The organism is Thermus kawarayensis JCM 12314 (assembly GCF_055393575.1).
In genome coordinates this window covers 1636453-1659581 of sequence record NZ_AP043756.1, presented here as the reverse complement: position 1 = coordinate 1659581, position 23129 = coordinate 1636453, and the positions used below count along the sequence as shown (strand labels likewise).

Sequence of the window (23129 nt, the reverse complement as noted above, 5' to 3'; positions counted from 1 at the left end):
TGGGGCCATGGACCTCACCCACTACCCCTACCCTTCCCGCCGCCAGGTGGTTTTGGGCAGGCGGGGTGCGGTGGCCACGAGCCAACCTTTGGCGGCTTTAGCGGGGATGGAGATGTTCTTGAAGGGGGGGAGCGCGGTGGACGCGGCCCTTGCCATGGCCGCCTGCCTCACCGTGGTGGAGCCCACCTCCAACGGCCTTGGGGGGGACCTTTTTGCCCTGGTGTGGGACGGCGCCCTCCACGGCCTGAACGCTTCTGGCCGAAGCCCCCAAGCCCTTACTCCGGAGAAGCTTCCCGGGGGAATGCCGGAGAGGGGCTGGCTTCCCGTGACGGTGCCTGGGGCGGTTTCGGGGTGGCGGGCCCTGCACGAGAGGTGGGGGCGGTTGCCCTTTGCGGAGGTCCTTGCCCCGGCCATCCGGTACGCCGAGGAGGGGTTTCCCGTGGGTCCCGAGACGGCCCGGAGCTGGCGGCGGGCGGAGGGGGTCTACCTCCCCCTGGAGGGGCGGGAGTTCGCCGCCTTCAAGGAGGTGTTCTTTCCTGGGGGAAGGGCTCCCCGGGCCGGGGAGGTGTGGCGGAGCCCCTTGCACGCCAAGACCCTGAGGGAGATCGCCGAGACCTACGGGGAAAGCCTTTACCGGGGAGCCCTGGCCGAGGCCCTCGCCCGCTTCAGCGAGGCCACTGGGGGCCTTCTTACCCGGGAGGACCTGGCTGCCCACGCCCCGGAATGGGTGACGCCCCTTTCCACGGAGTACAAGGGGCTCACCGTCTGGGAGCTTCCTCCGAACGGCCAGGGGGTGGCGGTGCTCCTGGCCCTGAACCTCCTCCTGGGGTTTGACCTGAGGCCGGAGGATCCTCTGAGCTACCACGTGCAGATTGAGGCCATGCGCCTGGCCCTGGCGGACACCTACCGCTTCGTGGCCGACCCCGGGCACATGGAGCTTTCCCCGGAGGCCTTCCTCTCCAAGGCCTACGCGGCGGAGAGGAGGAGGCTCATTGGGGAGCGGGCCCTTCCCCGGGTCCTCCCCGGGCTCCGCCCCGAGGGGACGGTCTACCTGGCGGCGGCGGACGGGGAGGTGATGGTCTCCCTGATCCAGTCCAACTACCAGGGGTTTGGCTCCGGGGTGCTGGTGCCTGGTACGGGGATTGCCCTGCAGAACCGGGGCCTGGGGTTCACTTTGGAGGAGGGACACCCGAACCGGGTGGGGCCGGGGAAGAGGCCCTTTCACACCATCATCCCGGGTTTTCTCACGCGGGAGGGGAAGCCCCTTGGGCCCTTTGGGGTCATGGGGGGTTTTATGCAGCCCCAGGGGCACGTGCAGGTGGTGGTGGGCCTGGCGGACTTTGGGCTGAACCCCCAGGCGGCCCTGGACCGGCCCCGGTGGCAGGTGGTGCCGGGGGACGAGGTGGTTTTGGAGCCCGGCATTTCCCAGGCCACGGCCCTTTTTCTCAAGGACCTGGGGCACCGGGTGCGGTACGAGGCGGAGTACGCCTTCTTTGGGCGGGGCCAGGCGGTTTTTCGCCTGGGGGAGGTCCTTTGCGCCGCCTCTGACCCCCGGGCGGAGGGGCTCGCCCTGGCCCTTTAGAACGGGGTTTCCGCCCAAGCCGGGGGCGGGAGGCCCAGGAGGCGTTTGAGCCCCAAACCGGCCTCCACCCCTTGGGTGCCGTAGTTGTTGTTGAAGATGACGAAGACCTTTTCCGCCCGCTCCGCCAGGGTGCGGGTAGCCTCCGCCAGGTCCTGAAGCTCCTCCTCCGAGTAGCGCCAGTTGAAGCGCTCGTAGGGCCTGGTGTGGGGTCCTTTCCAGGCCTCGGCGTTCCGGCCGTGGCAGCGGAGGACCGCCACCTCCCGGGTGGGCTCCAGTACCCTGGGCGGGGCCTCGGGGTGGGGCGGGGCGTCCACGCTCACGTGGACGAGGCCGAGGCGCATAAGCTCCCGCTTCACGAAGCCCCAGGCGGTGTACCACCTGGGGTTGCGGAACTCCACCGCCACCAGGTACCCCGGGGTCCTCTCCGCCAATCGCTCCAGGTACCGGAAGCTCCGGGGCTTAGGCTCGGTCCAGGGGGGGAGGCCGAAGTGGAGGTAGCCCAGTTTCCCTGCCTCCCGCAAGGGCTCGAGGGCCTGGAAGAAGCGCCGCCAGGCCTCTTCCACCACCTCCTCGGGGACCTCCCGCTGGGAGAGGTGGCCCTCCTTTTGGGGGAGGAGGGCCCGCAGGTCCTTGGGGAGGGCGCCCGCCTCGAGGCCGTGCCCCGTGAAGGCGGAGTAGGCCTTGACGTGGAAGAGGAAGCCCTCAGGGGTCCTCTCCGCCCACTTCCGCACCACCTCGAGGCGGGGCAGGGCGTAGAAGGTGCTGTCCACCTCCACGGTGTCAAAGTGCTGGGCGTAGTAGCGGAGGCGCCTTTCCGGGTGGTGCCTCACCTCCGGGGGATACCAGCCTGAGGCCAGAAGGGTTTCGTCCGTCCAGCTGGCCGTGCCCACCCGGACTTCCGCCACGCCCTCATGGTAAGGCAAGGGGGTTTCGCCAGGCGGGACTCAGCCTGCTTTCTCGGCCTCCAGGGCTTTCCTCGCCTGGTGGGCCAGGCGCAAAAGCTCGTGGGCCAAAGCCTCCAGGGCCCCAGGCCTGAGGCGGTAGTAGGTCCAGCGCCCTACCCGCACCCCTTCCACCAGGCCCGCCTCCCTCAGGAGGCGAAGATGGTGGCTCACGGTGGGGGCGGAAAGGCCCGTTTTCTCCTTCAGGTGGCAGAAGCAGACCCCATAGGCCGTGCCGCAACGGGGATCGTAGGCGGTGTGCTCGTCGGGTAGCTCCGCCAGAAGGCGCACTATGACCATCCTGGCGGGGTGGGCCAGGGCCTCGAGGCGGCCTTGGGTGGGATTCCTCCCCTTCACGGTTCCATTATGCCAGATGGGCTATGGGAGCGCTCCCTTAAGAGAGGGCCCGGAAGAGGTTTCGGTTTCCCTTATGGCCTCGTCCCTCAATCGGTCCCAACTCCCCTCTGGGAGAGGGTTTCCCCTTTTGTACCCCAATAGGGTATACTCGGGGCGGCTTCCATCTATTGACAAACTCCGTTAGGGTTTGATAGCCTTCAAACCGTCAAGGAAGGGAGGGACAAAAGTATGACGCAAACCTTGAGCCGGAGGCGTTTTGTTCAGCTGACCGCTGCGGCCACGGCCCTTTTCGCCGCCGGAGGCAAGGCCCAGCTCTGTTATGCTCCAAGCCTCACCTACCCGGCGGTGAAGGTGGCCAACCTCTCCCAGGTCAAGACGGGCCAGCCCATCTCCTTCTCCTACCCCGACGCCTCTGCCCCGGCCATCCTGGTGAAGCTGGGCCGCCCCGCCATCGGCGGCGTGGGCAAGGACCGGGACATCGTGGCCTTCTCGGCCCTCTGCACCCACATGGGCTGCCCCGTGCAGTACGAGGGGGGGAGGTTTGTCTGCCATTGCCACTACTCCATGTTTGACCCCGCCAAGGCGGGGCAGACCTACCAGGGCCTGGCCAGCTCCTGGCTCCCCCAGATTCCCTTGCGGATTGACGGCAAGGGCGACATCTACGCCGTGGCCGTGGCCGGCCTCATCTGGGGCCGCGTGAAGAACGTGTAGGAGGTGCGAGGTATGGCGCTTATTCCCCGTAGGGACCAGCTTCCCGTTCCCCCTAAGAACGCCAAGGTCTACAACACCGTCTGCCAGTACTGCAACGTGGGGTGCGGTTACAAGGTGTACGTCTGGCCCGTGGGTGAGCAGGGCGGCCTCAAGCCCAACCAAAACGCCTTCGGCCTGGACCTGACCCAGGCCCAGCCCCCCCTCGCTGGCCAGAGCTACACGGAAACCATGCACGCCGTCACCGTGGGCAAGGACGGCCAGCAGTACCACGTGGTCATCGTCCCCGCCAAGGACAGCCCCATCAACCGGGGAAACTACTCCATCCGGGGCGGCACCAACGCCCTCACCGTCTGGAGCCTGGACCGGGGCACCCAGGACCGCCTCACCTACCCCCTCCTCAGGGTGGGCGACGAGTTCCAGGCCATTACCTGGCAGGACGCCCTCACCCTCATGGGCCTCCTCATCAAGGGCATCCGGGACCGGGACGGCAACGACGACAACATCGCCGTGAAGTGCTACGACCACGGCGGCTCGGGCCAGGGCTTTGAGGACAACTACGGCGCCGGGAAACTCTTCTTTACCGCCCTCTCCGTCAAGCACATTGCCATCCACAACCGCCCCGCCTACAACTCCGAGGTCTGGGGAAGCCGCGAGCGGGGGGTCCACGAGCTGAACTACACCTACGAGGACGCCCGGCTGGCCGACACCATCGTCCTCTGGGGGGCGAACTCTTACGAGACCGCCACGGTGTTCTACGTCGAGCACATGCTCCCCAACCTCCAAGGGGCCACGGTGGCGGAGAAGCAAGCGGCCTTTAACCGGGGTGAGCCCGCCGAGCCAGGCTACCTCATCGTCATTGACCCCAGGAAGACCAGCTCCTACACCGTGGCCGAAACCGTGGCCAAGGACCGCGTCCTCCTCCTGCAGCCCAACCTGGGCACGGACTACATCCTGGCCAACGCCATCGCCCGGGCTGTCTGGGAGAAGGGCTACCACGACATGGCTTACCTCCAGGCCCGGACCGACATGGCCCTCTTTGAGGAGTACAAGCAAAAGAGCCTCAAGCTCTCCGTGCCCTACAACCAGTTTATGGCCGAGGCCGAGCGCATCACCGGTGTGCCCCGGGCCCTGATGGAGAAGGCCGCCTACTGGATTGCCAAGCCCAAGGCGGGCCGCTTCAAGCGCCGCACCCTCACCATCTACGAGAAGGGCATTATCTGGAACATGAAAAACTACGACCAGGTGGCGGCCATCGTGCAACTCGCCGTCCTCACCCACAACATCGGCCGCCCGGGCACGGGGTGCGGCCGTCAGGGTGGGCACCAGGAGGGATACGTCCGGCCTCCCGCCCCCACCCCGGGCTCCATCTACCGCGGTGGGCCTCCCGTCAACGTGGACAAGTTCCTCGTGGAGGGGAAAGGCAAGTTCTACTGGGTCATCGCCACCGACCCCTACCTCTCCACCCCCAACAACCAGGTCTTCCGCAAGCGCATCCAAGAGCGGACGGAGAAGCTCACCAAGGCCCTGGGCGCCGGGGGCGAGCCCGGGACCATAGAGGCGCGGGCCAAGAAGATCCTGGACATCCTCTACCAGGACCCCGACGCCCTCTTCCTGGTGGTCCAGGACATCTACATGACGGAGACCGCCCGGGATGCCCACCTCATCCTGCCCGCCGCCGCTTGGGGTGAGGCCAACGACACCTCCATTAACTGCAACAGCCGCCTCCTCCGCCTCTACGAGAAGTTCATGGACCCGCCCGGGGAGGCCAAGCCCGACTGGGAGATCTTCAAGTGGGTGGGCCTCCGCATCGCCGAGCTCTACCGGGCGGAGGGCAAGGCCCAGGAAGCGGCCAAGTTTGAGTTTGGCAAGAACTGGAAGACGGACGAGGACGTCTTCCTGGCGGGGGCCGCGGAGTTCAGCGACAACGCCGTATCCGAAGAGGATGAGGCCAAGCTGGAGGCGGAGAACTACAAGGGAGTCACCTACAAGTTCCTCAAGGAGGTGGGCCAGAAGGGCATCCAGACCCCCGTGCGCCGCGACCCCAAGACGGGGAAGCTGGTGGGCACGGTCCGGCGCTACGTCTACAAGTTCGGCACCGAGGACGGCAAGTTCAAGTGGTACGGCACCGATGACTGGGAGGGCTACCCCGCCGAGGTGGCCAAGTACCTGGAGGGGGAAAGGGCCCGGCAGTACCCCTTCTGGGTCACCACCGGGCGGGCCCAGACCATCTGGCAGACCGCCTACCACGACCGCCACCTCCCCGAGAAGGCCATGGCCTTGCCCCTACCCTACGTGGAGGTGAATCCCGAGGACGCCAAACGCCTCGGCCTCCAGTCCGGGGACCTGGTGGAGGTCTACAACGAGGAGGGGAACGGCACCTTCCTGGTCTACGTCACCGATGCCGTGAAGCCGGGCATGCTCTTCCTCGTCATGTACCACTGGCGGGGCACCTCCAACTCCCTGGTCTCCGGCTACACCGACCCCAAGACCACCATTCCCTGGTACAAGGGCACCCGGGCCAACCTCAGGAAGGTGGCGGGGGCCATCCCCTCGGTGCAGCAGACGGCAAGCCTCCTGCAGCAAAACAAGTTTGACTGAGTAAGCTTCCCGTGACCCAAGCCCTTAGGCTTGGGCCACGGCCTTTTTAGCGCAGGGTACCATGGACGCATGGACTCCTGGCCGAGGCCCCGCCTGGTGGTGAGCGCCTGCCTGGGGTTCGCCGCCGTGCGCTACTCCGGGGAGGTCATCCCCGACAAGGTGGTGGCGGCCCTAAGGGAGCACGTGGACTTTCTTCCCGTCTGTCCCGAGGTGGAGATCGGCCTCGGGGTGCCGAGGCCCGTGGTGCGCCTGGTGCGGGGGGAAGGAGGCCCCAGGATGCTCCAGCCCAGGACAGGGGAGGACCTTACCGAGAGGATGGCCCATTTTGGCGAGGCCTTCCTCCAGGGGCTTGGAGAGGTGGAGGGCTTCCTCCTCAAGAACCGCTCCCCCTCCTGTGCCCTCAAGGACGCCAAGGTCTACGCCCACCCCGAGGGGGGCGGGGTGGTGGGGAAGGGTCCTGGCCTTTTCGCCAGGCTGGTGGAGGAGCGCTTTCCCCTCCTCCCCAAGGAGGACGAGGGGAGGCTCACCAACCCCCGTATCCGGGGCCACTTCTTCACCCGGGTCTTCGCCCTCGCCAGGCTTCGGCGGGTGGAGGACCTCCCCGGCCTCATGGCCTTCCACGCCCGCTACAAGCTCCTCCTCATGGCTTACAGCCAGAAGGAGGCGATGGACTTGGGCCGCCTCCTCGCCGGAGCCAAGGGGAGGCCCTTTCCCGAGGTGCGCCGGGCCTACGAGGAGGAATTTTTGCGGGCCACCGAGAGGCTCTGGCGCCTTGGAACCATGACCGACGCCCTCCTCCACGCCTTCGGCCACTTCAAGAAGGCCCTCACCCCAAGAGAGAAGGCCCACTTCCTGGACCTCCTCATGGACTTTAGGGAAGAGCGCCTTCCCCTCGAGGCCCCCCTGGCCCTCCTCGCCTCCTGGGCCCGGCGCTTCGCCGAGCCCTACGTGGAGGCCCAGGCCCTCTTGGAGCCGTACCCCCGGGCCCTGATGCGCGTTCCCGTGGCCTAGAGGAACCGGGCGAGGACCCGGCCCAGGGCCTCAGGACGGGTCAAGCCACCTCCGTTTCAGGGCCTCCCGCTGGACCCGGAGGAGGGGTTCGGTGTCCCACCACTCCCGGGCCACGCGGGAAAGGTAGCTCCCTAGGTCAAAACCTTGGCGAAGGAACACCGGCTTTCCCCTCACGGCGAGGAAGGCGAGGAGGGGCGGGGCCCGGTGGGGGAGGACCAGGTCCACCCGTTCCAACCCCGCCGCCACCAGGGCCCCCAGGACCTCGAGGGTAGGGTCGGGCTCTTCGGGAGAGAGGAGGAGGGCGAGGTCCCAGTCGCTGTCCGCCCGCGTCCGCCCCTCGGCGCGGGACCCGAGGAGGAAGGCGGCCTGGACCTAGGGGAAGCGAAGGAGGACCTCGCGGGGCCGGACCTCCTGGGCTTCCACGCCTTGTAGTCTACACCCGCTCCGCCCGCCCCCGCGCCTCCTTGGGGTTCCTCGCCCCCGTGGCGAAGAGGGCGGTCCTGAGCTCCTCCAGGTAGTCCTGAATCCAGGCCGCCACCTTCTCCGCCCCCTCCAGGGCGGGCCTTAGAAGCGGCCTCGCCACCGCCACCAGGTCCGCCCCCAGGGCCAGGGCCTTGGCGGCGTCCGTTCCCGTGTAGACCCCCCCCGAGGCGATGAGGGGGATCTCGGGCAAAGCCTCCCGCACCTCCAGGATGGCCCTCGCCGTGGGGATGCCGATTTCGCAAAGCTCGGGGTGGCGCACCTCCCCGAAGCGCACCCACTCCTCCACCCGGGCCCAGCTGGTCCCCCCGGCCCCGGCCACGTCCACCGCTGAAAGGGGCAGGTCCCGTAGGGCCAGGGCTGCCTCCCGGGAGAGGCCGTGCCCCACCTCCTTCACCATCGCGGGGAAAGGGAGGGGGAGGAGCTCGGCGAGCCTCTCCACGAGGCCCCGGAAGTCCGTGTCCCCCCCCTGCACCGCCTCCTGCAGGGGGTTCACGTGGAAGGCGAGGGCGTCCGCCTCCAGAAGCTCCACCAGCCGCAGGAGGTCCTCCCGGCCGTAGCGCCGGAGTTGCGCCAGGCCCAGGTTGGCGATGAGGAGGGCCCTGGGGGCCACCTGGCGCACCCGGAAGCTCCTTAAGGTCTCGGGGCGCTCTAGGAGGATCCGGCCCGAGCCCAGCATCATCCCCACCCCCAGGGCCTCCGCGGCCTCCGCCAGGGCCAGGTTGATCCTCTCCCCGTTTTCCTCCCCCCCGGTCATGGCCCCGATGAGGAAGGGGGCCTTCAGGGTCTTTCCCAGGAAGGGGGTGGTGAGGTCCACCTCGCCTAAGGCGAGGCCCGCCAGGGCCTGGTAGCGCAGGCGGAAGCCTTCAAGCCCCGTGGTTGTCCTCTGGTAGGCCACCTCTTCCCTTAGGCAGGCCTCGAGGTGCTTTCGCTTCCTCTCCCGGATGTTCAAGAAAGGCCCTCCAGAAGCCCCTTGGGTGCCCTCTCCAACCCCAGGTCCTGGGCGATGAGCCGGGCGGTCATCTTGGCGGACATCATGACGCTGGGGAGGCCCGCCCCCGGCTGGTAGCTCTGGCCCACCAGGTAGAGCCCCTTCACGTCCTCCGAGCGGTTCTTGGGGCGGAAGGAGGCGGTCTGCCAGAGCACGGGCTCGGGGCCGAAGGCGTTTCCCAGGTGGCTGTTCAAGGTCCACTGGAAGTAGTCCGGGGTGACGAAGTGGGTGTAGACCAGGCGGTCCATGAGGCCGGGGAGGTACCCCGCCTCGTCCAGGTAGCGGAGGGCCTTCTCCAGGTACTGGGGGCCGAGCCTCCCCCAGTCCAGGCCGCTCCCGTTGTGGGGCACGGGGACCAGGGTGTAGGCGGCGTGGTGCCCGGGAGGGGCCAGGGAGGGGTCGGTGAGGGTAGGGAGGTGGAGGTAGTGGGCGAAGTCCTCGGGGAGGGCCTTCCGCCCGAAGATGTCCCGAAGAAGCCCCTCGTAGCGGTGGGAGAAGATGACGTTGTGATGCCTAAGCCTTTCCCCCTCGTCCCCCCGGGCCTTGAAGCCGAAGTAGGCCACGAAGAGGCTCATGGAAAGCCTGGTGCGCTTGAGGCGCCAGTCGCCGTTCCAGGTGCGGTCCTCGGGGGCAAGGAGCTCGCCGTAGGTGTGGACGTAGTCGGCGTTGGAGACCACCAGGTCGGCCTCCATCTTCTCCCCGTCCTGAAGCACCACGCCCACGGCGCGCCGCCCCTTGGTGAGGATGCGGCGCACGGGGGCGTTGTAGCGGATCTTTTCCCCAAGCTCCTCAAGCTTCCTGACGAGCCCCCGCACCAAGGCCCCCGTGCCCCCCATGGCGAAGTGCACCCCCCAGCGGCGCTCCACGAAGTGGATCATGGCGTAGAGGGCAGGCACCTGGAGGGGGTTTCCCCCGATGAGGAGGGACTCGAAGGAGAAGATCTGCCGGGTCTTGGGGCTCTTGAAGTAGCGGGAAACCAGGGAGAAGAGGGGCCGCACCGCGTCCAGCCTGAGGAGGTCCGGGGCCACCTTGAGGAGGTCCAGGAGGCTTCCAAAGTGGGTGAAGCCGAGCTCCAGGAAGCCCTTCTGGAAGAGGGCCCGGGCGTGGGCCTCAAAGCGGCGGTAGCCCTCGAGGTCCTCCGGGGCGATGCGGGCGATCTCGCCCTTCAGGTGCTCCGGGTCATCCTTGTAGTCAAAGTAGGTGCCGTCCGGGAAGTGGAGGCGGTAGAAGGGGTCCAGGGGGACGAGCTTCGCGTAGCGCTCCGTGTGCTTAAGCCCCTCCTCCTCGGGGAAGTCGGGGTAGAGCCTGGGGTCGCCCGGACCCGTGGCGAAGAGGTCCTCCAGGAAGGGGGGGACGGTGATCACCGTGGGGCCCATGTCAAAGGTGAAGCCCTCCGCCCGGTGGACGAAGGCCCTTCCCCCGGGCCCCGGGAGCTTCTCCAGGACCAGGACCTGAAGGCCCATGGCGGCGAGGCGGATGGCCGCCGAGAGCCCCCCCACTCCGCTTCCGATGACCACGGCCCGCATGGGGAGGAGTCTACCAGGCCTTTCGTCCCGCCGAGTTGGGCCTGGCCCACAGAGGGCTTACCGGACCCTGGCGCCGGCGAGGGCCAGGGGCAGGAACCCGAGGGCGGAGGCCCCGTAGACCCCCTCCACGCCCACGGCCCGGCCGAGCCCCCCGGCGAAAAGAGCCCCCAGGAGCCCGAAGAGGCCGCTCACCAGGGCCGCCGCGCCCCCCAGGCAGCCTGCGGTCACACTTCCCAGGGGTTCAGGAGAGGCACGGGGAGGTGGCGGAAGTCCCCGGTGTTCCGGGTGGCCAGGGTCAGGCCGTGCCGCAGGGCCGTGGCCGCGAGCATGGCGTCCAGGGGGGAAAGAGGCCTTCCCTCCGCGAGGGCTTTCCCGGTGAGTTCGCCCCAGATCTCCATCACCTCGGCGTCCAGGGGAAGGATCCGCTCCCCGAAGTTCCGTTTGAGGCCCGAAAGCCACGCGGCGAGGGCGGGCCTTCGGGCCTCCGGGGCCCGGGTCACCCCCTGGGCCAGCTCTCCCAAGGTTAGGGCCGAGAGGTACGCCTCCCCCACCTTGAGCTGACGCAAAAAGGCGAGCACCCCGGGATGGGGGCGCTTTTTGAGGGGTTCGGAGACCACGTTGGTGTCCAGGAGGTACTTCAGAGGTCCACCTCCCGGAAGCCCGCCTCGGGCCTCTGGAAGAGGGCTTCCACCTCCTCGTTGGGAAGGGTCTTGGGGGGCCTAAGCGCCTCGAGGACCGAGGCCTCCTCCCCAACGAGCCGGGCGTAGGTTTCCCAGTCCAGCACCACCACCGCCTTCCGGCCCCGGCGAAGGACGAGCTGGGGCTCGCCCCTAAGGGCCCGCTCCACCACCTCCGAGAAGCGGGCTTTGGCCTCCTGGAGTTGCCAAACGGCCTTCACGCCTTCAGGGTACCCGGAGTAGACCGGTCTGTCTAGTTGAGACGGAAGGGGGCCAGGGTCAACCCCTCGGTGAGGCTTTGCCGGGGCTCTACGCCGGCCCGGGTCGGCATGGCGCCTACACCTTCCGCCCCTTCCAGCGCTTCCCCGGGAGAAGGGCCCGCAGGTACACGGGGAGGAGGAGAAGGGGGGCGAGGGGGGCGAGGAGGCCGGGCCAGAGGGAACCCCCCAGGGCTCGCTGCACCGCTAGGCGCTCCAGAAGGCCCATAAGCCCAAGTTCCCACCGCCCGAAGAGCCAGGGCAGGGTGTAGAGGGCGAGGTGGTAAAAGGCCGAGCCCAAGAGGAGGGCGGGGTTTTTGAGGTGAACCTCCAGGAAGTTCTTGGCGAAGCCCTCCACCGCCTCCCCGTACCCCCGGTACATGCGCGCCCGGAAAAGCCCTCCGCCCAGGAAGAGCCCGTAGGCCCCCGCCCTCCTGGCCAGGGCCACGTCCTCCAAAACCTCCCCCCTCACGGCCTCGTGCCCGCCTAAGGCGAAGTAGGCCGCTTTGCGGAAGGCCAGGACCTGGCCGTTGGCCACCCCTAGACGCTCCAGAAGAAGGTGGGGCAGGAAGGAGAAGAGCCCGTTCATCACGAAGGCCACCAGGGCGCCCTCCCTGGGGCCCACCTCCTGCCGGGGGAGGGCGGAGACCATCTCCTTCCCCTCCAGGGCCTCCAGAAGCCCGCCGAGGGCCCCCTCCTCCCAGAGGACGTCGGCGTCGGTGAAGACCAGGACCTCCCCCCGCGCCTCCTGGGCGAGCTGGAAGCAGGCCCAGTTCTTCCCCGTCCAGCCCGGGGGCGGGAGCGTGCCCTGGAGGAGGCGGAAGCCGGGGTGGTTCCCCGCCGCTTCCAGGGCGGCTTGGGCGGTGCCGTCCTCGGAGAGGTCGTCCAGGACCAGGACCTCCAGGGCCCCCTGGCGGAGGAGGGCGGGGAGGGTCCTCTTTAGGTTCTCCGCCTCGTTCCTTGCCGGGACGAGGAGGGAGGCCGTGGGCCTCGGGGGCGTGGGGCGGGGCCTCAGGCGGGGGAAGGCGAGGAGGTTATAGAGGAGGGCGAGCCACCTCAGGAGGAGGAAGAGGAAGACCCCCAAGAAGAAGAGGTCCCCGGTCATGGGAGAAGCCTCACCAGGGGGTGAATCCATTCCTCCAGGCTCCGCCTTCCCCGAAGCACCTCCCTAAAGCCTTCCGGCACCTCCCTGGGGTGGGTCTTGGCCAGGAGGGCGTCAAGCTCCTGCAGAAGTTTCCCCAAGGCCCCTCCCAGGTCCCCTTCAGGGGGAAGGGGCCTTCCCACCCAGAGGAAGGCCTCGGGGTGCTCGTGGCCCCGGAGGACCACCCTCAGGGCCACGGGGAGCAGGGGCACCTCTGCCTTCCCCGCAAGCCACCCCGCCCCCGGCTTGAGGGGGCGCAAGGGGCCGGGGTAGGCCATCCCGCCCTCGGGGAAGAGGGCCACCCACTCCCCCCGCCTGAGCCTCCTTAGGGCCTCCCGGACCCTTCCCGCCTCCAGGGCCCCGGCAAGCTTCAGCACGGGGAAGGCCCTCACGTTCTCCTCGGCCACCAGGAGGGTGGTGGGCCTCCGGTAGAGCCTCCCCAGGAGCCACACCAGGTGGCCGTCAAAGAAGCTGTGGTGGTTTGGGGCTAGGACCAGGGGACCTTCCGGGACTTCCCCCCGGAGGTAGACCCCCCGGAGGCTCCCCTTGAGGCTCCGGAGGAGGAAGCCCTCCACCAGGAGGCGGAGGGCCTTCCCCACGGGCCTTTTCTTCAGGTTCTCCCAGCGGTCTGCCACGGGGCTATCTTAGGCGCTTCAGGGCCTCGGGGTGCCAGGCGAGGAGGAGACCCTGGACCACGGCCAGGTTGGTGAAGAGGAAGAAGAGCATCTCCTCCAGGGGGAGGCCCAGGACCCCAAGGCCCAGGGTGTACCGGGGGGAGATCCACCAGATCCCATTCCCTATAGCGTAAAGGTCCGCCGCCCAGAGGTACAGGGTGGGGACCCCCGCCCCGAGGAGGAGGGCCCGCCGCCAGCCCCAGAGGAGGTCCCCCCCGAAGGCCCACTGGAGGAGGAAGACCGGGGCGAAGTAGGCCAGGATGAGCCCCAGGTAGAGGTATCCCTCCCCCAGGGCCACCAGGAGGACCCCCAGGGCGGCCACGAGGAGCCACCCCCCTCCGCCCACCACCCGGGCGAGGCCCGGACCCCTGGGGGGTGGGTCCTGGGCTACCCGGTGGAGGAAGGCCCCGGTGAGGAGGGGCTGGAGGAGGAAGAAGAGGTATTCCTCCAGGGGCACGTAGCCCAGGCGGAGGAGGACCCGCCCTTCCGGGTAGCCCCAAACCCCCTTCCACACCAGGTAGTTGTCCCAGGGGGTGGTGTAGAGGAAGGCGATGAAGGGCATGAGGAGGTAGGCCCCGAGCCTCGAGGCCCGGGGAGGCCCGGTGAGGAGGAGTAGGAAGAGGGGCGGGAGGAGAAAGATCAGGTGGAACTCCAGATACGTCATGCCCTCGCCTCCTTCCGGGGGCGGGCCCGGGCGGGGAGCCCCCCCTCGGGCCTCAGGGTCACCTGGGCCAGGACCCTGGGGAAGGGGAGGGGGTCTAAGCGGAGGCGGCGGAAGAAGGCCCTGAGGACGATGGGGCCCTCGAGGAGGGCGAAGTCCCGACCCAGGCAGAGCCTCTTTCCCAGGCCGAAGGGGAAGTAGCGCCCGGAGGGGGTTCCCCTCTCCTCCAGGAAGCGCTCGGGCCGGAAGGCCTCCCCCTCGGGGAAGGAGAGCCTCTGGGTCACGTAAGGGGAGAGGACCAGGGTGGTCCCCCGGGGTAGGACCTCCCTTCCCAGGGGGAAGGGGGCCTCGGCTTTCCGCGTGAGGATCCAGGCCGGGGGGTAGAGCCTCAGGGCCTCCTGGAAGGCGGCGAGGGCCGCCTCCTCGCTCTCGGCCACCCGCTCCTGCCAGTCCGAGCGGTGGGAGAGGAGGAGGAGGGACCAGGTGAGGGCGCTGGCCACCGTTTCGTGCCCCGCCACCAGGAGGGTCACGGCCTCCCTCAGGGCCCTTTCCCGGGGGAGGCGGCTTAAGGGCGGGTGGGCCGTCAGGCCCTCCGCTTCCTGGTAGAGGGCGGCCCGGTCCTTTCGGAAGCGGGCCTCCCCGGGGAGGTCCAAGAGGGCGAGGGGGCTACGGGTCCGGGCCATGATCCGGTCCAGGGCCCTCAGGGAGAGTTCGGCGAGCCTCTCGGGGAGGGGCTTTCCGAAGAGGGCCCTCCCCAGAATCCTCAAGGAGAGGGCCAGCATCTCCCGGTCCAGGTCCCTCTCCTCCTCCCCCCAGTCCCGGAAGAAGGCCTCGGCCTCCTCCTCCATGGCCTCCCGGTAGGCCCGCACGCCCTTGGGCAGGAAGGAGTCTTTGAGGGCCTTGCGCGCCTCCTTCCAGCTTTCCCCCCAGTCGGTGAGGAGGCCCCGCCCCGTGAGGCGGGAGAGGGCCCGGTACTGGAAGGTGTCCTTGGTGAGGCCCTCCGCCAGGAGGACCCCCTCCACCCCCTCGGGGTCCAAGACCAGGGCCAGGGGGAAACCGGGCAGGGGGAGGAGGAGCCTGGGATGGGCCCGGCCCCACTCCAGGAGGACGGAAAGGGGGTCTTCCCGGAGGCGCTTTAGGTAGGGAAGGGCCTCCTTGGGGGAGAGCCTCTCCATGGGGCTATCCTACTTGCGCACCAGGGGGCAGTACCCCGAGCGGGCCATGAGGAAGGCCAGGAGGGCGAGGCCCAAGAGGAGGGGCTTCTCCGGGCGGAAGAGGGCGAGCCCCAGGAAGAGGAGGGCCATGGCGTAGCGGAAGAGGGTGATCTGCCGCAGGGTCTTTTGGGGGTCGCGCACCCTGAACATGCCCCCACCCTACCCCGGGCTCCCCGGGGGAAGCGTGTCCCGGGCTACCAGGGCCAGGTAGCGCCGCCTCGCCGCCTCCAGGTCCACCACGGGGTTCTTGGGGGCGTAGGAGGGGTACTCGGGGGCCCAGCGGCGAAGCCAGGTCCTTTGGGGGTCGTGCCTTTCCCCCTGCAGGATGGGGTTGAAGAGGCGGAAGTAGGGGGCGGCGTCCACCCCCAGGCCCCCGGCCCACTGCCATCCTTGGAGGTTCACCGCCCGGTCCCCGTCCAGGAGGAGGTGGCGGAAGGATTCCTCGCATTTCTTCCACGGAAGAAGGAGGTACTTCACCGCCAACTGGGCCGCCACCATCCGCGCCCGGTTGGAGAGGAAGCCCGTGGCGTGGAGCTCCCGCATGGCGGCGTCCACCAGGGGGATTCCCGTCCTCCCCTCGTACCAGGCTCGGAAGAGCTCCGGGTCCTCCCTCCAGGGGAAGTCCGCGAAGCGGGGGTCCAGGGGCTTTTCCGCCATCTCGGGGAAGTGGTGGAGGAGGTGGTAGGAGAAGTCCCGCCAGAGGAGCTCCGCCACCCACTTCCTCGCCCCTTCCCCGCCCCGCCTCTCCGCCTCCCAGGCGGCTTCCCGGGGAGAGAGGACCCCCAGGGCGAAGTAGGGGGAGAGCCTCGAGCCTCCCTCCCCATCCAGCCGGTCCCGCTCCTCGGCGTAGCGAAGTAGCCCTCCCTCCAGGAAGGCCAAAAGCCTCCGCCTCGCCGCCTCCTCCCCGGGCTCGGGGAGGGGGACGTCCGGGGTCTCCTCGGGGACCTCCCCTTCCTCCGGGGCCTGGGGCAGGCTTTCCGGGGGGGGAAGAGGGGGGTCGGCCCCGCGGTAGTGGCGGCTGAAGGGGGTGTAGACCCGGTAGGCCCGGGGGAGGTCGGGGGGGAGGAGGTGGGGGGCGGGGAGAAGGTGGAGGGGCACGGGGAGGGCCTCCTTCACCCTCCCGTCCCGGTAGCGGCCGTAAGGGGTGTAACTTCTTAGGGCGTAGACGGCCCTGGCCCTAAGCCGCCTCGCCGCCTCGGGCACCTTTTCCCAAGGGGGGCCCTCCAGGACCCAAAGGGCCCCACCCCGGGCCCGGTAGGCCTCCCGCAGGGCCAGGACGTTGCGCAAAAACCAGGCCCGCCGCCGGGGAGAGGTCCTCAGGTTGTTGGGGTCCAGGACCACGAGGCCCACCACGGGGCCTTGGGCCAGGGCCTCCAGGAGGGCGGGGTGGTCGGAGAGGCGCAGGTCCGCCCGGTGCCAGACCAGGAGGGGACCCATCAGGGATGCTCCTCCACCACCGAGGGAAGGCGGGCGGCGAGCAGGGCCTTCGGAAGCAGGAGGACCCGCTCCCAGACCCTGAGGTGGGCCCGCCTTCTCAGGTTATCGTAGCCGGAAAGCCTGAGCTTATCCAGGACTCCCCGGTACTGCAAGGCGGCGAGGGCCACGGCCGCCCGGCCCACCCTGAGGTGCTGGAGGCCGGAAAGCCCCTCCCGGTAAAGGGTCCGGGCCTTCCCCTCCAGGTGGGCCATGAGGGCCCGGTACCCCGGGGGGATGCGCCCCGACCGGAGTTCCTCAAGGCGCACCCCGTGGGCCTGGAGGAGGTCCAGGGGCAGGTAAACCCGGTTCCGCCCCAGGTCCTCCCCCACGTCCCGCAGGATGTTGGTGAGCTGCATGGCCTGCCCTAGCTTCACCGCCTTGTCCTCCGCCTCCTTACCCCCTCCGGCGATGGGGGCCATCATGCGCCCCACGGTCCCCCCCACCCGGTAGCAGTAGAGGAGGAGCTCTTCCTCGGTCCTGAGGCGTACGGGCCCCAGGTCGGTCTGGAAGCCTTCCCTCATGTGGAGGAAGGCCTCAAAGGGGATGGGCCAGCGCTCCAGGGCCCAGGCGAGGCCCTTTTCCCACTCGGAAAGGGGCTCTTCCCGGTAGGCCCGCTCCACCCCCTCCCACCAGGCCGCCAAGGCCTCCTCCCCGGCCCCCTCCCCGTCCACGGCCTCGTCCCCCAGGCGGCAGGTGGCGTAGACCGCCCAGGCCCCCTTGCGGGCCTCCCCGGGAAAGAGGAGGCTTCCCAGGTAGAAGGTGGCGGAGTGGGCCTTTAGGATGCGGGATAGGGCACGCCAGTCCGGTTCCATAGGGTTTCCCTCACCTCACCAGTTTGGGGTGGGTCCCGGGGGAGGACTTTTGTCCCGACCACAAAGCGCTCTAGACGAAAGCTTGACAAAATCTGTACATAGGGCTAGCATGGGGGCGTGGTTCGCTCCGGGGAGTACACCATCGCCGAGGTGGAGGCCATGACCGGCCTTTCTGCCGAGGTCCTGCGCCAGTGGGAAAGGCGCTACGGCTTCCCCAGGCCCAGGCGCACCCCGGGGGGCCACCGCCTCTACGCCCTCGAGGAGGTGGAGGCCCTGCGCACCATCAAACGCTGGCTGGAGGAAGGGAGCACGCCCCAGGCGGCCATCCGGCGCTACCTGGCCCAGGGAGCGCCTCCCCAGGAGCTGGAGGAAGCCCTTTACCAGGCCCTCCTGGGGGCAGACCTCCTGGAGGCCGAGGCCCTCTTCCGCCGGGCTCTGAGGCTCTGGGGTCCCGAGGGGGCCATCCGCCACCTCCTCCTTCCCGTGCTGGGCCGGGTGGGGGAGGGGTGGCACCGGGGGGAGGTGAGCGTGGCCGAGGAGCACCTGGCCAGCACCTTCCTCCGGGCCAGGCTCCAGGAGCTCCTGGACCTGGTGGCCCAGCCCCTGGGGGCCCCGGTCCTGGTGACCACGCCCCCCGGGGAGCGGCACGAGATGGGGGCCATGCTGGCCGCCTACGCCCTCCGCCGCCGGGGGCTTCCCGCCCTCTACCTGGGCCCCGACACCCCTCTTCCCGACCTGAGAGCGCTTTCCCGGAGGTTGGGGGCCCGGGCGGTGGTGCTCTCCGCCCTGCTGCCGGAGGCCCTCGCCGCCCTTCCGGAAGGCGCCCTGGCGGGCCTCGCTCCCCGGGTCTACCTGGGGGGCCGGGGGGCGAGCCCGGAGGAGGCCAGGCGCCTGGGCGCCTTCTACGCCGAGGACCTCGAGGCCCTAAGCCGCGAGCTCTGGGACCTGGGAGAAAGGAGAGGCGCATGAAGAGGTTCGGCCGCAAGGAAACCGTCTACCTGAGGGGGGAGAGGGCCCAGACCCTCTACCGCCTGGAGGAAGGCCTGGTGCGCATCGTGGAGCTCCTCCCCGATGGACGCCTCCTTACCCTGCGCCACGTCCTGCCGGGGGACTACTTCGGGGAGGAGGCCTTAGAGGGGAAGGCTTACCGCTACACCGCCGAGACCATGACCGAGGTCCTGGTCCAGGGCCTGGACCCCAGGGCCATGGACCACCAGGCCCTGCACCAGGTGGCGAGGAACCTGGCCCGGCAGATGCGCCGCCTCCACGCCTACGAGGCCCACCTGCAGACGGGGGAGCTTCGCGCCCGCATCGCCCGCTACCTCCTCTTCCTGGCGGACACCCCGGCCTCGGGCAGGGACGGGCAGGGCATCTACGTCACCGTCTCCCACGAGGAGATCGCCGACGCCACCGCCTCCACCCGAGAGTCGGTCTCCAAGCTCCTCGCGGACCTCAGGAGGGAGGGCCTCCTGGCCACCGCCTACCGCCGGGTCTACCTCCTGGACCTTCCCGCCCTGGAGCGGGAGGCGGAAGGCGCCCTGGAAGCGGCCTGATGCGGGTCTTTGTCGTTGGCGGAACGGGCTTCGTGGGCCGGGAGGTGGTGCGCCTCCTCCTGGAGAGGGGGCACACCCCCTTGGTCCTGGCGCGGAGGCCCCGGGAGCTTCCCCCGGGGGCGGTCCTGGTGGAGGGGGATATCGCCAAGGAGGCGCCGGACCTGAGGGGGGCGGAGGCCGCCATCTACCTGGCCGGGATCATCCGCGAGCGGGACCAGACCTTCCGGGCGGTGCACGTGGAAGGGGTGAGGAATCTCCTGAAGGCCATGGAAAAGGCCGGGGTGGGCCGCCTCCTCCACATGTCCGCCCTGGGGGCGAGGCCCGAGGCCCCAAGCCGCTACCACCGGACCAAGGCGGAAGGGGAGGCTCTGGTGCGCCAAAGCGGCCTCTCCCACGCCATCTTCCGCCCGAGCCTCATCTTCGGCCCCGGGGACGAGTTCTTCGGGAAGGTCCTGAAGGGCCTGGTCTGCGCCCCCCTCCCCTTCGTTCCCCTCATAGGGGACGGGCGCTTTCCCTTCCGGCCCGTGTACGTGGGGGATGTGGCGCGGGCTTTCGTGGAGGCCTTGGAGCGGGGCCTCGAGGGGACCTTTGACCTGGTGGGGCTTAAGGAGTACACCTTCCGCAGGCTCCTCCAGCTGGTGATGGAGGTCCTGGGGCGGAGGAAGCCGTTTCTCCCCATTCCCCTTTGGCTCATGGACCGCCTCGTCCCTCTCCTTTCCCCCTTGCCCATAAGCCCCCTCACCCTGGACCAGTACCTCATGCTCAAGGAGGGGAACACCGCCCCCTTCCCCGAGGCCTTGAGGGCCCTTCTGCCCGAGCCCGTGGCCCTGGAGGCGGTGCTCCCGGCCTACCTCCGGTGCCGGTAGAGGGGCACCTACCGCCAGCGGGGCATGGGCAAGGGGGGGCTGGAAGGCCGGAGCCATCTCCTCCGCTACGCCGTGCGCCGGGGCTGGCTTTAGAGGGGCTTGGTTGCGCCCATCCGGGCGTAGAAGGCGTGGGTGAGGGCGATGGCCAGGGCGTCGGCCAGGTGGCTTGGACTTGGAGGCTCCCTAAGCCCCAGGATACCCCGCACCATAAGGGCCACCTCCTCCTTGGCGGCATGGCCGTGGCCCGCCAGGGCCTGCTTCACCTGCATGGGGCCGTAGGCGTAGACCGCTACCCCCGCCTCAAAGGCCGCCACCAGGACCGCCCCCAGGGCCCAGCCCACCTTGTAGGCCAGCTCGTTTTGCCGGTAGAAGTACTGCTCCTCCACCGCCAGGGCCTCGGGGCGGAAGCGGAGGAGAGCTTCCCGCACCCGGGCGTGGATCCGCCCCACCCTTGCCTGGGCGGGCTCTCGGTGGGAGGTCTTCACCACCTCCCCGTGGAGGAGCCGGGCCTTGAGGGCCCCTTTGCCCTCCACCTCCACCACCCCAAGGCCCAGATGGGTGATGCCGGGGTCTATGCCGGCCACGATCATGGGTGGGATGGGTGGGGGGCCCGTGACCCCACCTGGGCCGGGAAAAGCTCCCTCTGCCCTCGCCCGGGGGAAGGGGCTACGCCATCAGTTGCCCCTTCTGGGAGGCAGGTCGGCGTCCCCATAGCGGATGAAGGCGGGGATGTCAAAGTTGTAAGGGTCGGCGTGGGTGGGGAAGTCCAGGGGGCGGGCGGGCCTGGGCACCACGGTGCTCTCCCCGAACCCTGCGGCGATGAGGATGACCCGAAGCTCGTCCTGGGCGCGCTCGTCGTAGGTCACCCCGTAGAGGATGTCCACCTCCTCATGGCCGGTGGCCTCGCGGACCCTTTCCACCACCTCCGCCGCCTCCATGAGGGAAAGGTCTTCCGAGCCCACCACGTTGAGGAGAAGCCGCCTCGCCCCCTCAATGGAGCGTTCCAGGAGGGGGCTCATGGTGGCCGACTTGGCGGCCTCCTCCACCCGGTTCTCCCCGCGCCCCGCCCCGATGCCCATGAGCACCTGGCCTGCCCCTTCCAGGAGGGCCTTGACGTCGGCGAAGTCCACGTTGATGAGGCCGGGGAGGTTGATGACGTCGGTGATGCCCTTCACCCCGTGGTAGAGGACGCGGTCGGCGATGAGGAAGGCGTCCTTGAGGCTCATCTTCTTGTCCACCGCCGAAAGGAGGCGGTCGTTTTGGACCACCACCATGGCGTCCACCCGTTCCCTGAGGCGCTTGATCCCTTCCTCGGCGGCCTTGAGGCGCTTCGGGCCTTCAAAGCTGAAGGGACGGCTGACCACGGCCACCGCTAGCGCCCCCAGGCGCTTGGCGATCTCGGCCACCACCGGGGCGCTTCCCGTGCCGGTCCCCCCTCCCATCCCGGCGGTGATGAAGACCAGGTCGGCGCCTTCCAGGGCCTCGGCGATGAGGTCTTCGGCCTCGAGGGCCGCCTTCTCCCCGATCTCGGGGTTGGCCCCGGCGCCAAGCCCCCGGGTGAGCCTTTCCCCGAGCTGGATGCGGACGTCGGCGAGGTTTTTGGCCAACACCTGGGCGTCGGTGTTGGCGGCGATGAACTCCACCCCAGAAAGCCCCGCCTCAATCATGCGGTTCACCGCGTTGTTCCCCGCGCCCCCGAGGCCGATGACCTTGATAACGGCTCCTTGCATCTCCCCCCTCCTCAAAACAGGTTGCTGAGGATCTCCTTGATCCGCGCCCAAATCCCCTCGCTTCGGGCCCCTTCCTGCCCCTTCTCCTTCCCCCGCCCCCGGCGGGCCTCGGGGGCGTGCACCGGCAGGGTGGCCCCGTAGCGCACCAGCCCCACGGCGGTGGCGTGGGCGGGGGTGGCCACCACATCGGTGAGGCCGGAAACCCCGTGGGGCTTACCCAGGCGCACGGGAAGGCCGTACTGCTGGCGGGCCAGGAGGTCAAAGCCCCTCAGGAGGGCGGTCCCTCCGGTGAGGACCACCCGGTTGATCCGGACCTCCAAAGGCCCCAAGGCCTCGTCCACCGACTGGCGGGCGAGGTGGAGGATCTCCCTAAGCCGGGGCCGGATGATGCGGGCAAGCTCCGGGGCCGGGACCTCCCCGAGGGAGCCGCCTTCTTGGTTGATCTCCAGGACCAGCTCGGGGTCGGCCAGCTCGGGCAAGGCGGCCCCGTACTTCTTCTTCACCCGCTCGGCCTCCTCAAAGGGGATCTTCAAAAGCTGGGCGATGTCCTGGGTCACGTGGTCCCCTCCCAAGGGAAGGACGGCGGAGTGGGCCAGCCTCCCCTCCCGGAAGACGGCCACGTCCGTGGTGCCCCCGCCCACGTCCAGGACCAAGACGTTCATCTGGTCCTCCTCGGGGAGGAGGGTCCCGAGACCGCTGGCCAGGGTCTGGGCCACCAGGGCCTCGATCTCCAGGCCGGCGTCCCCCACCGCCCGGCGGAGGTTGGCCAAGGGCCCCCTTCCCGCCGCCACCAGGTGGACGTCCACCTCCAGGCGCACTCCCGCCATGCCCACGGGGTCCCGGATGCCCTCCTGCCCGTCCACCTTGAACTCCAGGGGCAGGGCGTGGAGCAGCTCCAACTCGGCGTCAAAGGGGTAGGCCTTGGCCTGCTCAATGGCCCGCTCCACGTCGGTCTGGGCGATGCTCTGCCCCCGGCGGATGGCGGCCAGGCCGTGGCTGGTCACGCTCTTCAGGTGGGGGCCCCCCACTCCCAGCACCACCCCTTCCACCTTTACCCCGGCCACCCGCTCGGCCTGGTGGAGGCTTTGGCGGATGGCCTCGGTGGTGCGCTCCAGGTTGACCACCACCCCCCGCCTGAGCCCCTGGGAGGGGACGGTGCCTTCCCCGATGATGTCCAAGACGCCATCGGGAGCTAGCTCACCGATGACGGTGGTGACTTTGCTGGTGCCAACGTCCAATCCGGCGATAATCATGGGCCTACGCTCACCCCCCAAGAATATAGGTAAATACGGCCTTCCCGCAAAGGAGCACCTGCTTGCGCATACTCTAACAGAAGCCGGGCCTCTGGGGCAAAGAGGGTCGTGCCCTCCACCTCCACCCAGTAGCCCGCCGGGGTGTATCTAAGCCTCTTGGCCTTGGGGAAGGCCTCTGCCAGGGCCAAGAGGTCCGCCTTGGGCAGGGGCCCCCGTCCTTCCACCCTGGGCCCAAAAGCCCAAGGGGCCCCGCCCGGGAGGAGGGTGCCGTCTCTGGCCAAGGCGGAGCCGTCCGGCAGGGGCAGAAAGGGTTCCCGTTCCCTAAGGACGAGGCGCACCGCTTTTGGCCTCGGCTTTTCCAAGCGGGCCTCCACCACCCAGGGGTCCTGCCGGAAGGGGGCGAGGTGGGAGGGCCCCACCCAGAGCCAGGCCTCCCCGGGGTAGAGGCCCGCGCGAGCGAGGACCTCCTCCCTTTTGAGGTGCTTTAGGCCCACCACCTCCACCTCCTCCACCGGGAAGAGGACCAGGCTGGCCACGTAAAGGGTGGCGAGGAGGAGGGAGGCCAGGAGGAACCTCATAAAGCCCATTCTAGCCTCCGGGGGTGAAGCTTTCCCAAAC

Annotated in this window: 25 protein-coding genes and 1 pseudogene; 7 read left to right on the top strand and 19 right to left on the bottom strand. The window is 69.1% G+C overall.

Features of this window, described 5'->3' with window-relative positions:
• The first annotated feature begins 7 nt into the window (after positions 1-7).
• Positions 8-1582: a gamma-glutamyltransferase family protein gene (locus ACZ5RK_RS09180; RefSeq protein WP_464908921.1), complete on the top strand. Its 1575-nt coding sequence runs from the start codon at positions 8-10 to the stop codon at positions 1580-1582.
• On the opposite strand, the gene ACZ5RK_RS09175 is transcribed toward ACZ5RK_RS09180, so the two are convergent.
• Positions 1579-2487 carry a DUF72 domain-containing protein gene (locus ACZ5RK_RS09175; RefSeq protein WP_464908920.1) on the bottom strand — a complete coding sequence of 303 codons (909 nt, stop codon included), beginning with the start codon at positions 2485-2487 and terminating at the stop codon, positions 1579-1581. The two genes, ACZ5RK_RS09180 and ACZ5RK_RS09175, sit on opposite strands and share 4 nt — an antisense overlap.
• Positions 2488-2526: 39 nt before the next feature.
• Positions 2527-2880, bottom strand: coding sequence for an ArsR/SmtB family transcription factor (locus tag ACZ5RK_RS09170; protein ID WP_464908919.1), 354 nt, complete (start codon positions 2878-2880; stop codon positions 2527-2529).
• A gap of 228 nt (positions 2881-3108) precedes the next feature.
• On the opposite strand from ACZ5RK_RS09170, the gene ACZ5RK_RS09165 reads away from it, so the two are divergent.
• From ACZ5RK_RS09165 to ACZ5RK_RS09155, 3 genes are all read left to right on the top strand, one after another.
• Positions 3109-3591 carry an arsenate reductase (azurin) small subunit gene (locus ACZ5RK_RS09165; RefSeq protein ID WP_464908918.1) on the top strand — a complete coding sequence of 161 codons (483 nt, stop codon included), beginning with the start codon at positions 3109-3111 and terminating at the stop codon, positions 3589-3591.
• Between the two features lie 12 nt (positions 3592-3603).
• Positions 3604-6189, top strand: a complete 2586-nt coding sequence (locus tag ACZ5RK_RS09160; protein ID WP_464908917.1) for an arsenate reductase (azurin) large subunit — start codon at positions 3604-3606, stop codon at positions 6187-6189.
• Positions 6190-6258: 69 nt separating this feature from the next.
• On the top strand, positions 6259-7200 hold the full coding sequence (locus tag ACZ5RK_RS09155) for a YbgA family protein (protein WP_464908916.1): 942 nt from the start codon (positions 6259-6261) through the stop codon (positions 7198-7200).
• Between the two features lie 30 nt (positions 7201-7230).
• Here the strand turns inward: ACZ5RK_RS09155 and ACZ5RK_RS09150 are convergent.
• The 13 genes and pseudogenes from ACZ5RK_RS09150 to ACZ5RK_RS09090 form a co-directional block, all read right to left on the bottom strand.
• A pseudogene (locus ACZ5RK_RS09150) lies at positions 7231-7512 on the bottom strand (type VII toxin-antitoxin system MntA family adenylyltransferase antitoxin); the annotation flags it as partial.
• 121 nt (positions 7513-7633) lie between these two features.
• Positions 7634-8632, bottom strand: coding sequence for a type 2 isopentenyl-diphosphate Delta-isomerase (fni, locus tag ACZ5RK_RS09145; protein ID WP_464908915.1), 999 nt, complete (start codon positions 8630-8632; stop codon positions 7634-7636).
• On the bottom strand, positions 8629-10197 hold the full coding sequence (gene crtI / locus ACZ5RK_RS09140; protein WP_464908914.1) for a phytoene desaturase family protein: 1569 nt from the start codon (positions 10195-10197) through the stop codon (positions 8629-8631). The genes fni and crtI overlap by 4 nt, the downstream gene beginning before the upstream one ends.
• A gap of 57 nt (positions 10198-10254) precedes the next feature.
• Positions 10255-10425 carry a hypothetical protein gene (locus ACZ5RK_RS09135; RefSeq protein WP_464908913.1) on the bottom strand — a complete coding sequence of 57 codons (171 nt, stop codon included), beginning with the start codon at positions 10423-10425 and terminating at the stop codon, positions 10255-10257.
• Positions 10422-10814 (bottom strand): type II toxin-antitoxin system VapC family toxin, encoded by a 393-nt coding sequence (locus ACZ5RK_RS09130; protein WP_054647828.1) that lies wholly within the window; start codon positions 10812-10814, stop codon positions 10422-10424. The genes ACZ5RK_RS09135 and ACZ5RK_RS09130 overlap by 4 nt, the downstream gene beginning before the upstream one ends.
• Positions 10815-10834: 20 nt before the next feature.
• Positions 10835-11095: a type II toxin-antitoxin system prevent-host-death family antitoxin gene (locus ACZ5RK_RS09125; RefSeq protein WP_054647827.1), complete on the bottom strand. Its 261-nt coding sequence runs from the start codon at positions 11093-11095 to the stop codon at positions 10835-10837.
• Positions 11096-11210: 115 nt separating this feature from the next.
• Positions 11211-12236, bottom strand: a complete 1026-nt coding sequence (locus tag ACZ5RK_RS09120) for a glycosyltransferase family 2 protein (protein ID WP_464908912.1) — start codon at positions 12234-12236, stop codon at positions 11211-11213.
• The gene (locus ACZ5RK_RS09115) at positions 12233-12907 is read right to left on the bottom strand and encodes a lysophospholipid acyltransferase family protein (RefSeq protein ID WP_464908911.1); all 675 of its coding nucleotides are present in this window, start codon (positions 12905-12907) and stop codon (positions 12233-12235) included. The genes ACZ5RK_RS09120 and ACZ5RK_RS09115 overlap by 4 nt, the downstream gene beginning before the upstream one ends.
• Positions 12908-12911: 4 nt before the next feature.
• On the bottom strand, positions 12912-13610 hold the full coding sequence (locus ACZ5RK_RS09110) for a lycopene cyclase domain-containing protein (protein ID WP_464908910.1): 699 nt from the start codon (positions 13608-13610) through the stop codon (positions 12912-12914).
• Complete coding sequence (locus ACZ5RK_RS09105) at positions 13607-14782, bottom strand: cytochrome P450 (protein WP_464908909.1); 1176 nt, start codon at positions 14780-14782, stop codon at positions 13607-13609. Before ACZ5RK_RS09105 ends, ACZ5RK_RS09110 begins: the two co-directional genes overlap by 4 nt.
• Before the next feature lie 9 nt (positions 14783-14791).
• The gene (locus ACZ5RK_RS09100; protein WP_054647705.1) at positions 14792-14971 is read right to left on the bottom strand and encodes a hypothetical protein; all 180 of its coding nucleotides are present in this window, start codon (positions 14969-14971) and stop codon (positions 14792-14794) included.
• 9 nt (positions 14972-14980) lie between these two features.
• A complete protein-coding gene (gene phr / locus ACZ5RK_RS09095) occupies positions 14981-16258 on the bottom strand; it encodes a deoxyribodipyrimidine photo-lyase (RefSeq protein ID WP_464908908.1) in 1278 nt (425 codons plus the stop codon).
• Positions 16258-17109 carry a phytoene/squalene synthase family protein gene (locus tag ACZ5RK_RS09090; protein ID WP_464908907.1) on the bottom strand — a complete coding sequence of 284 codons (852 nt, stop codon included), beginning with the start codon at positions 17107-17109 and terminating at the stop codon, positions 16258-16260. Before ACZ5RK_RS09090 ends, phr begins: the two co-directional genes overlap by 1 nt.
• A gap of 117 nt (positions 17110-17226) precedes the next feature.
• Between ACZ5RK_RS09090 and carH the strand changes: the two genes are divergently transcribed.
• The 3 genes from carH to ACZ5RK_RS09075 are packed head-to-tail and all read left to right on the top strand — an operon-like array spanning position 17227 to position 19528.
• Positions 17227-18078, top strand: coding sequence for an HTH-type transcriptional repressor CarH (carH, locus tag ACZ5RK_RS09085; RefSeq protein ID WP_464908906.1), 852 nt, complete (start codon positions 17227-17229; stop codon positions 18076-18078).
• Positions 18075-18662: a transcriptional regulator LdrP gene (ldrP, locus tag ACZ5RK_RS09080; RefSeq protein ID WP_464908905.1), complete on the top strand. Its 588-nt coding sequence runs from the start codon at positions 18075-18077 to the stop codon at positions 18660-18662. The genes carH and ldrP overlap by 4 nt, the downstream gene beginning before the upstream one ends.
• Positions 18662-19528 carry a complex I NDUFA9 subunit family protein gene (locus ACZ5RK_RS09075; protein WP_464908904.1) on the top strand — a complete coding sequence of 289 codons (867 nt, stop codon included), beginning with the start codon at positions 18662-18664 and terminating at the stop codon, positions 19526-19528. Before ldrP ends, ACZ5RK_RS09075 begins: the two co-directional genes overlap by 1 nt.
• Positions 19529-19617: 89 nt before the next feature.
• Here ACZ5RK_RS09075 and ACZ5RK_RS09070 read toward each other — a convergent pair whose 3' ends face one another.
• The 4 genes from ACZ5RK_RS09070 to ACZ5RK_RS09055 form a co-directional block, all read right to left on the bottom strand.
• On the bottom strand, positions 19618-20118 hold the full coding sequence (locus ACZ5RK_RS09070; protein WP_054647766.1) for a crossover junction endodeoxyribonuclease RuvC: 501 nt from the start codon (positions 20116-20118) through the stop codon (positions 19618-19620).
• An 84-nt stretch (positions 20119-20202) separates the two neighbouring features.
• Positions 20203-21258 carry a cell division protein FtsZ gene (gene ftsZ, locus ACZ5RK_RS09065; RefSeq protein WP_464908903.1) on the bottom strand — a complete coding sequence of 352 codons (1056 nt, stop codon included), beginning with the start codon at positions 21256-21258 and terminating at the stop codon, positions 20203-20205.
• A gap of 11 nt (positions 21259-21269) precedes the next feature.
• A complete protein-coding gene (gene ftsA, locus ACZ5RK_RS09060) occupies positions 21270-22511 on the bottom strand; it encodes a cell division protein FtsA (RefSeq protein WP_464908902.1) in 1242 nt (413 codons plus the stop codon).
• A complete protein-coding gene (locus ACZ5RK_RS09055; RefSeq protein WP_054647826.1) occupies positions 22508-23098 on the bottom strand; it encodes a cell division protein FtsQ/DivIB in 591 nt (196 codons plus the stop codon). Before ACZ5RK_RS09055 ends, ftsA begins: the two co-directional genes overlap by 4 nt.
• Positions 23099-23129: the final 31 nt, after the last annotated feature.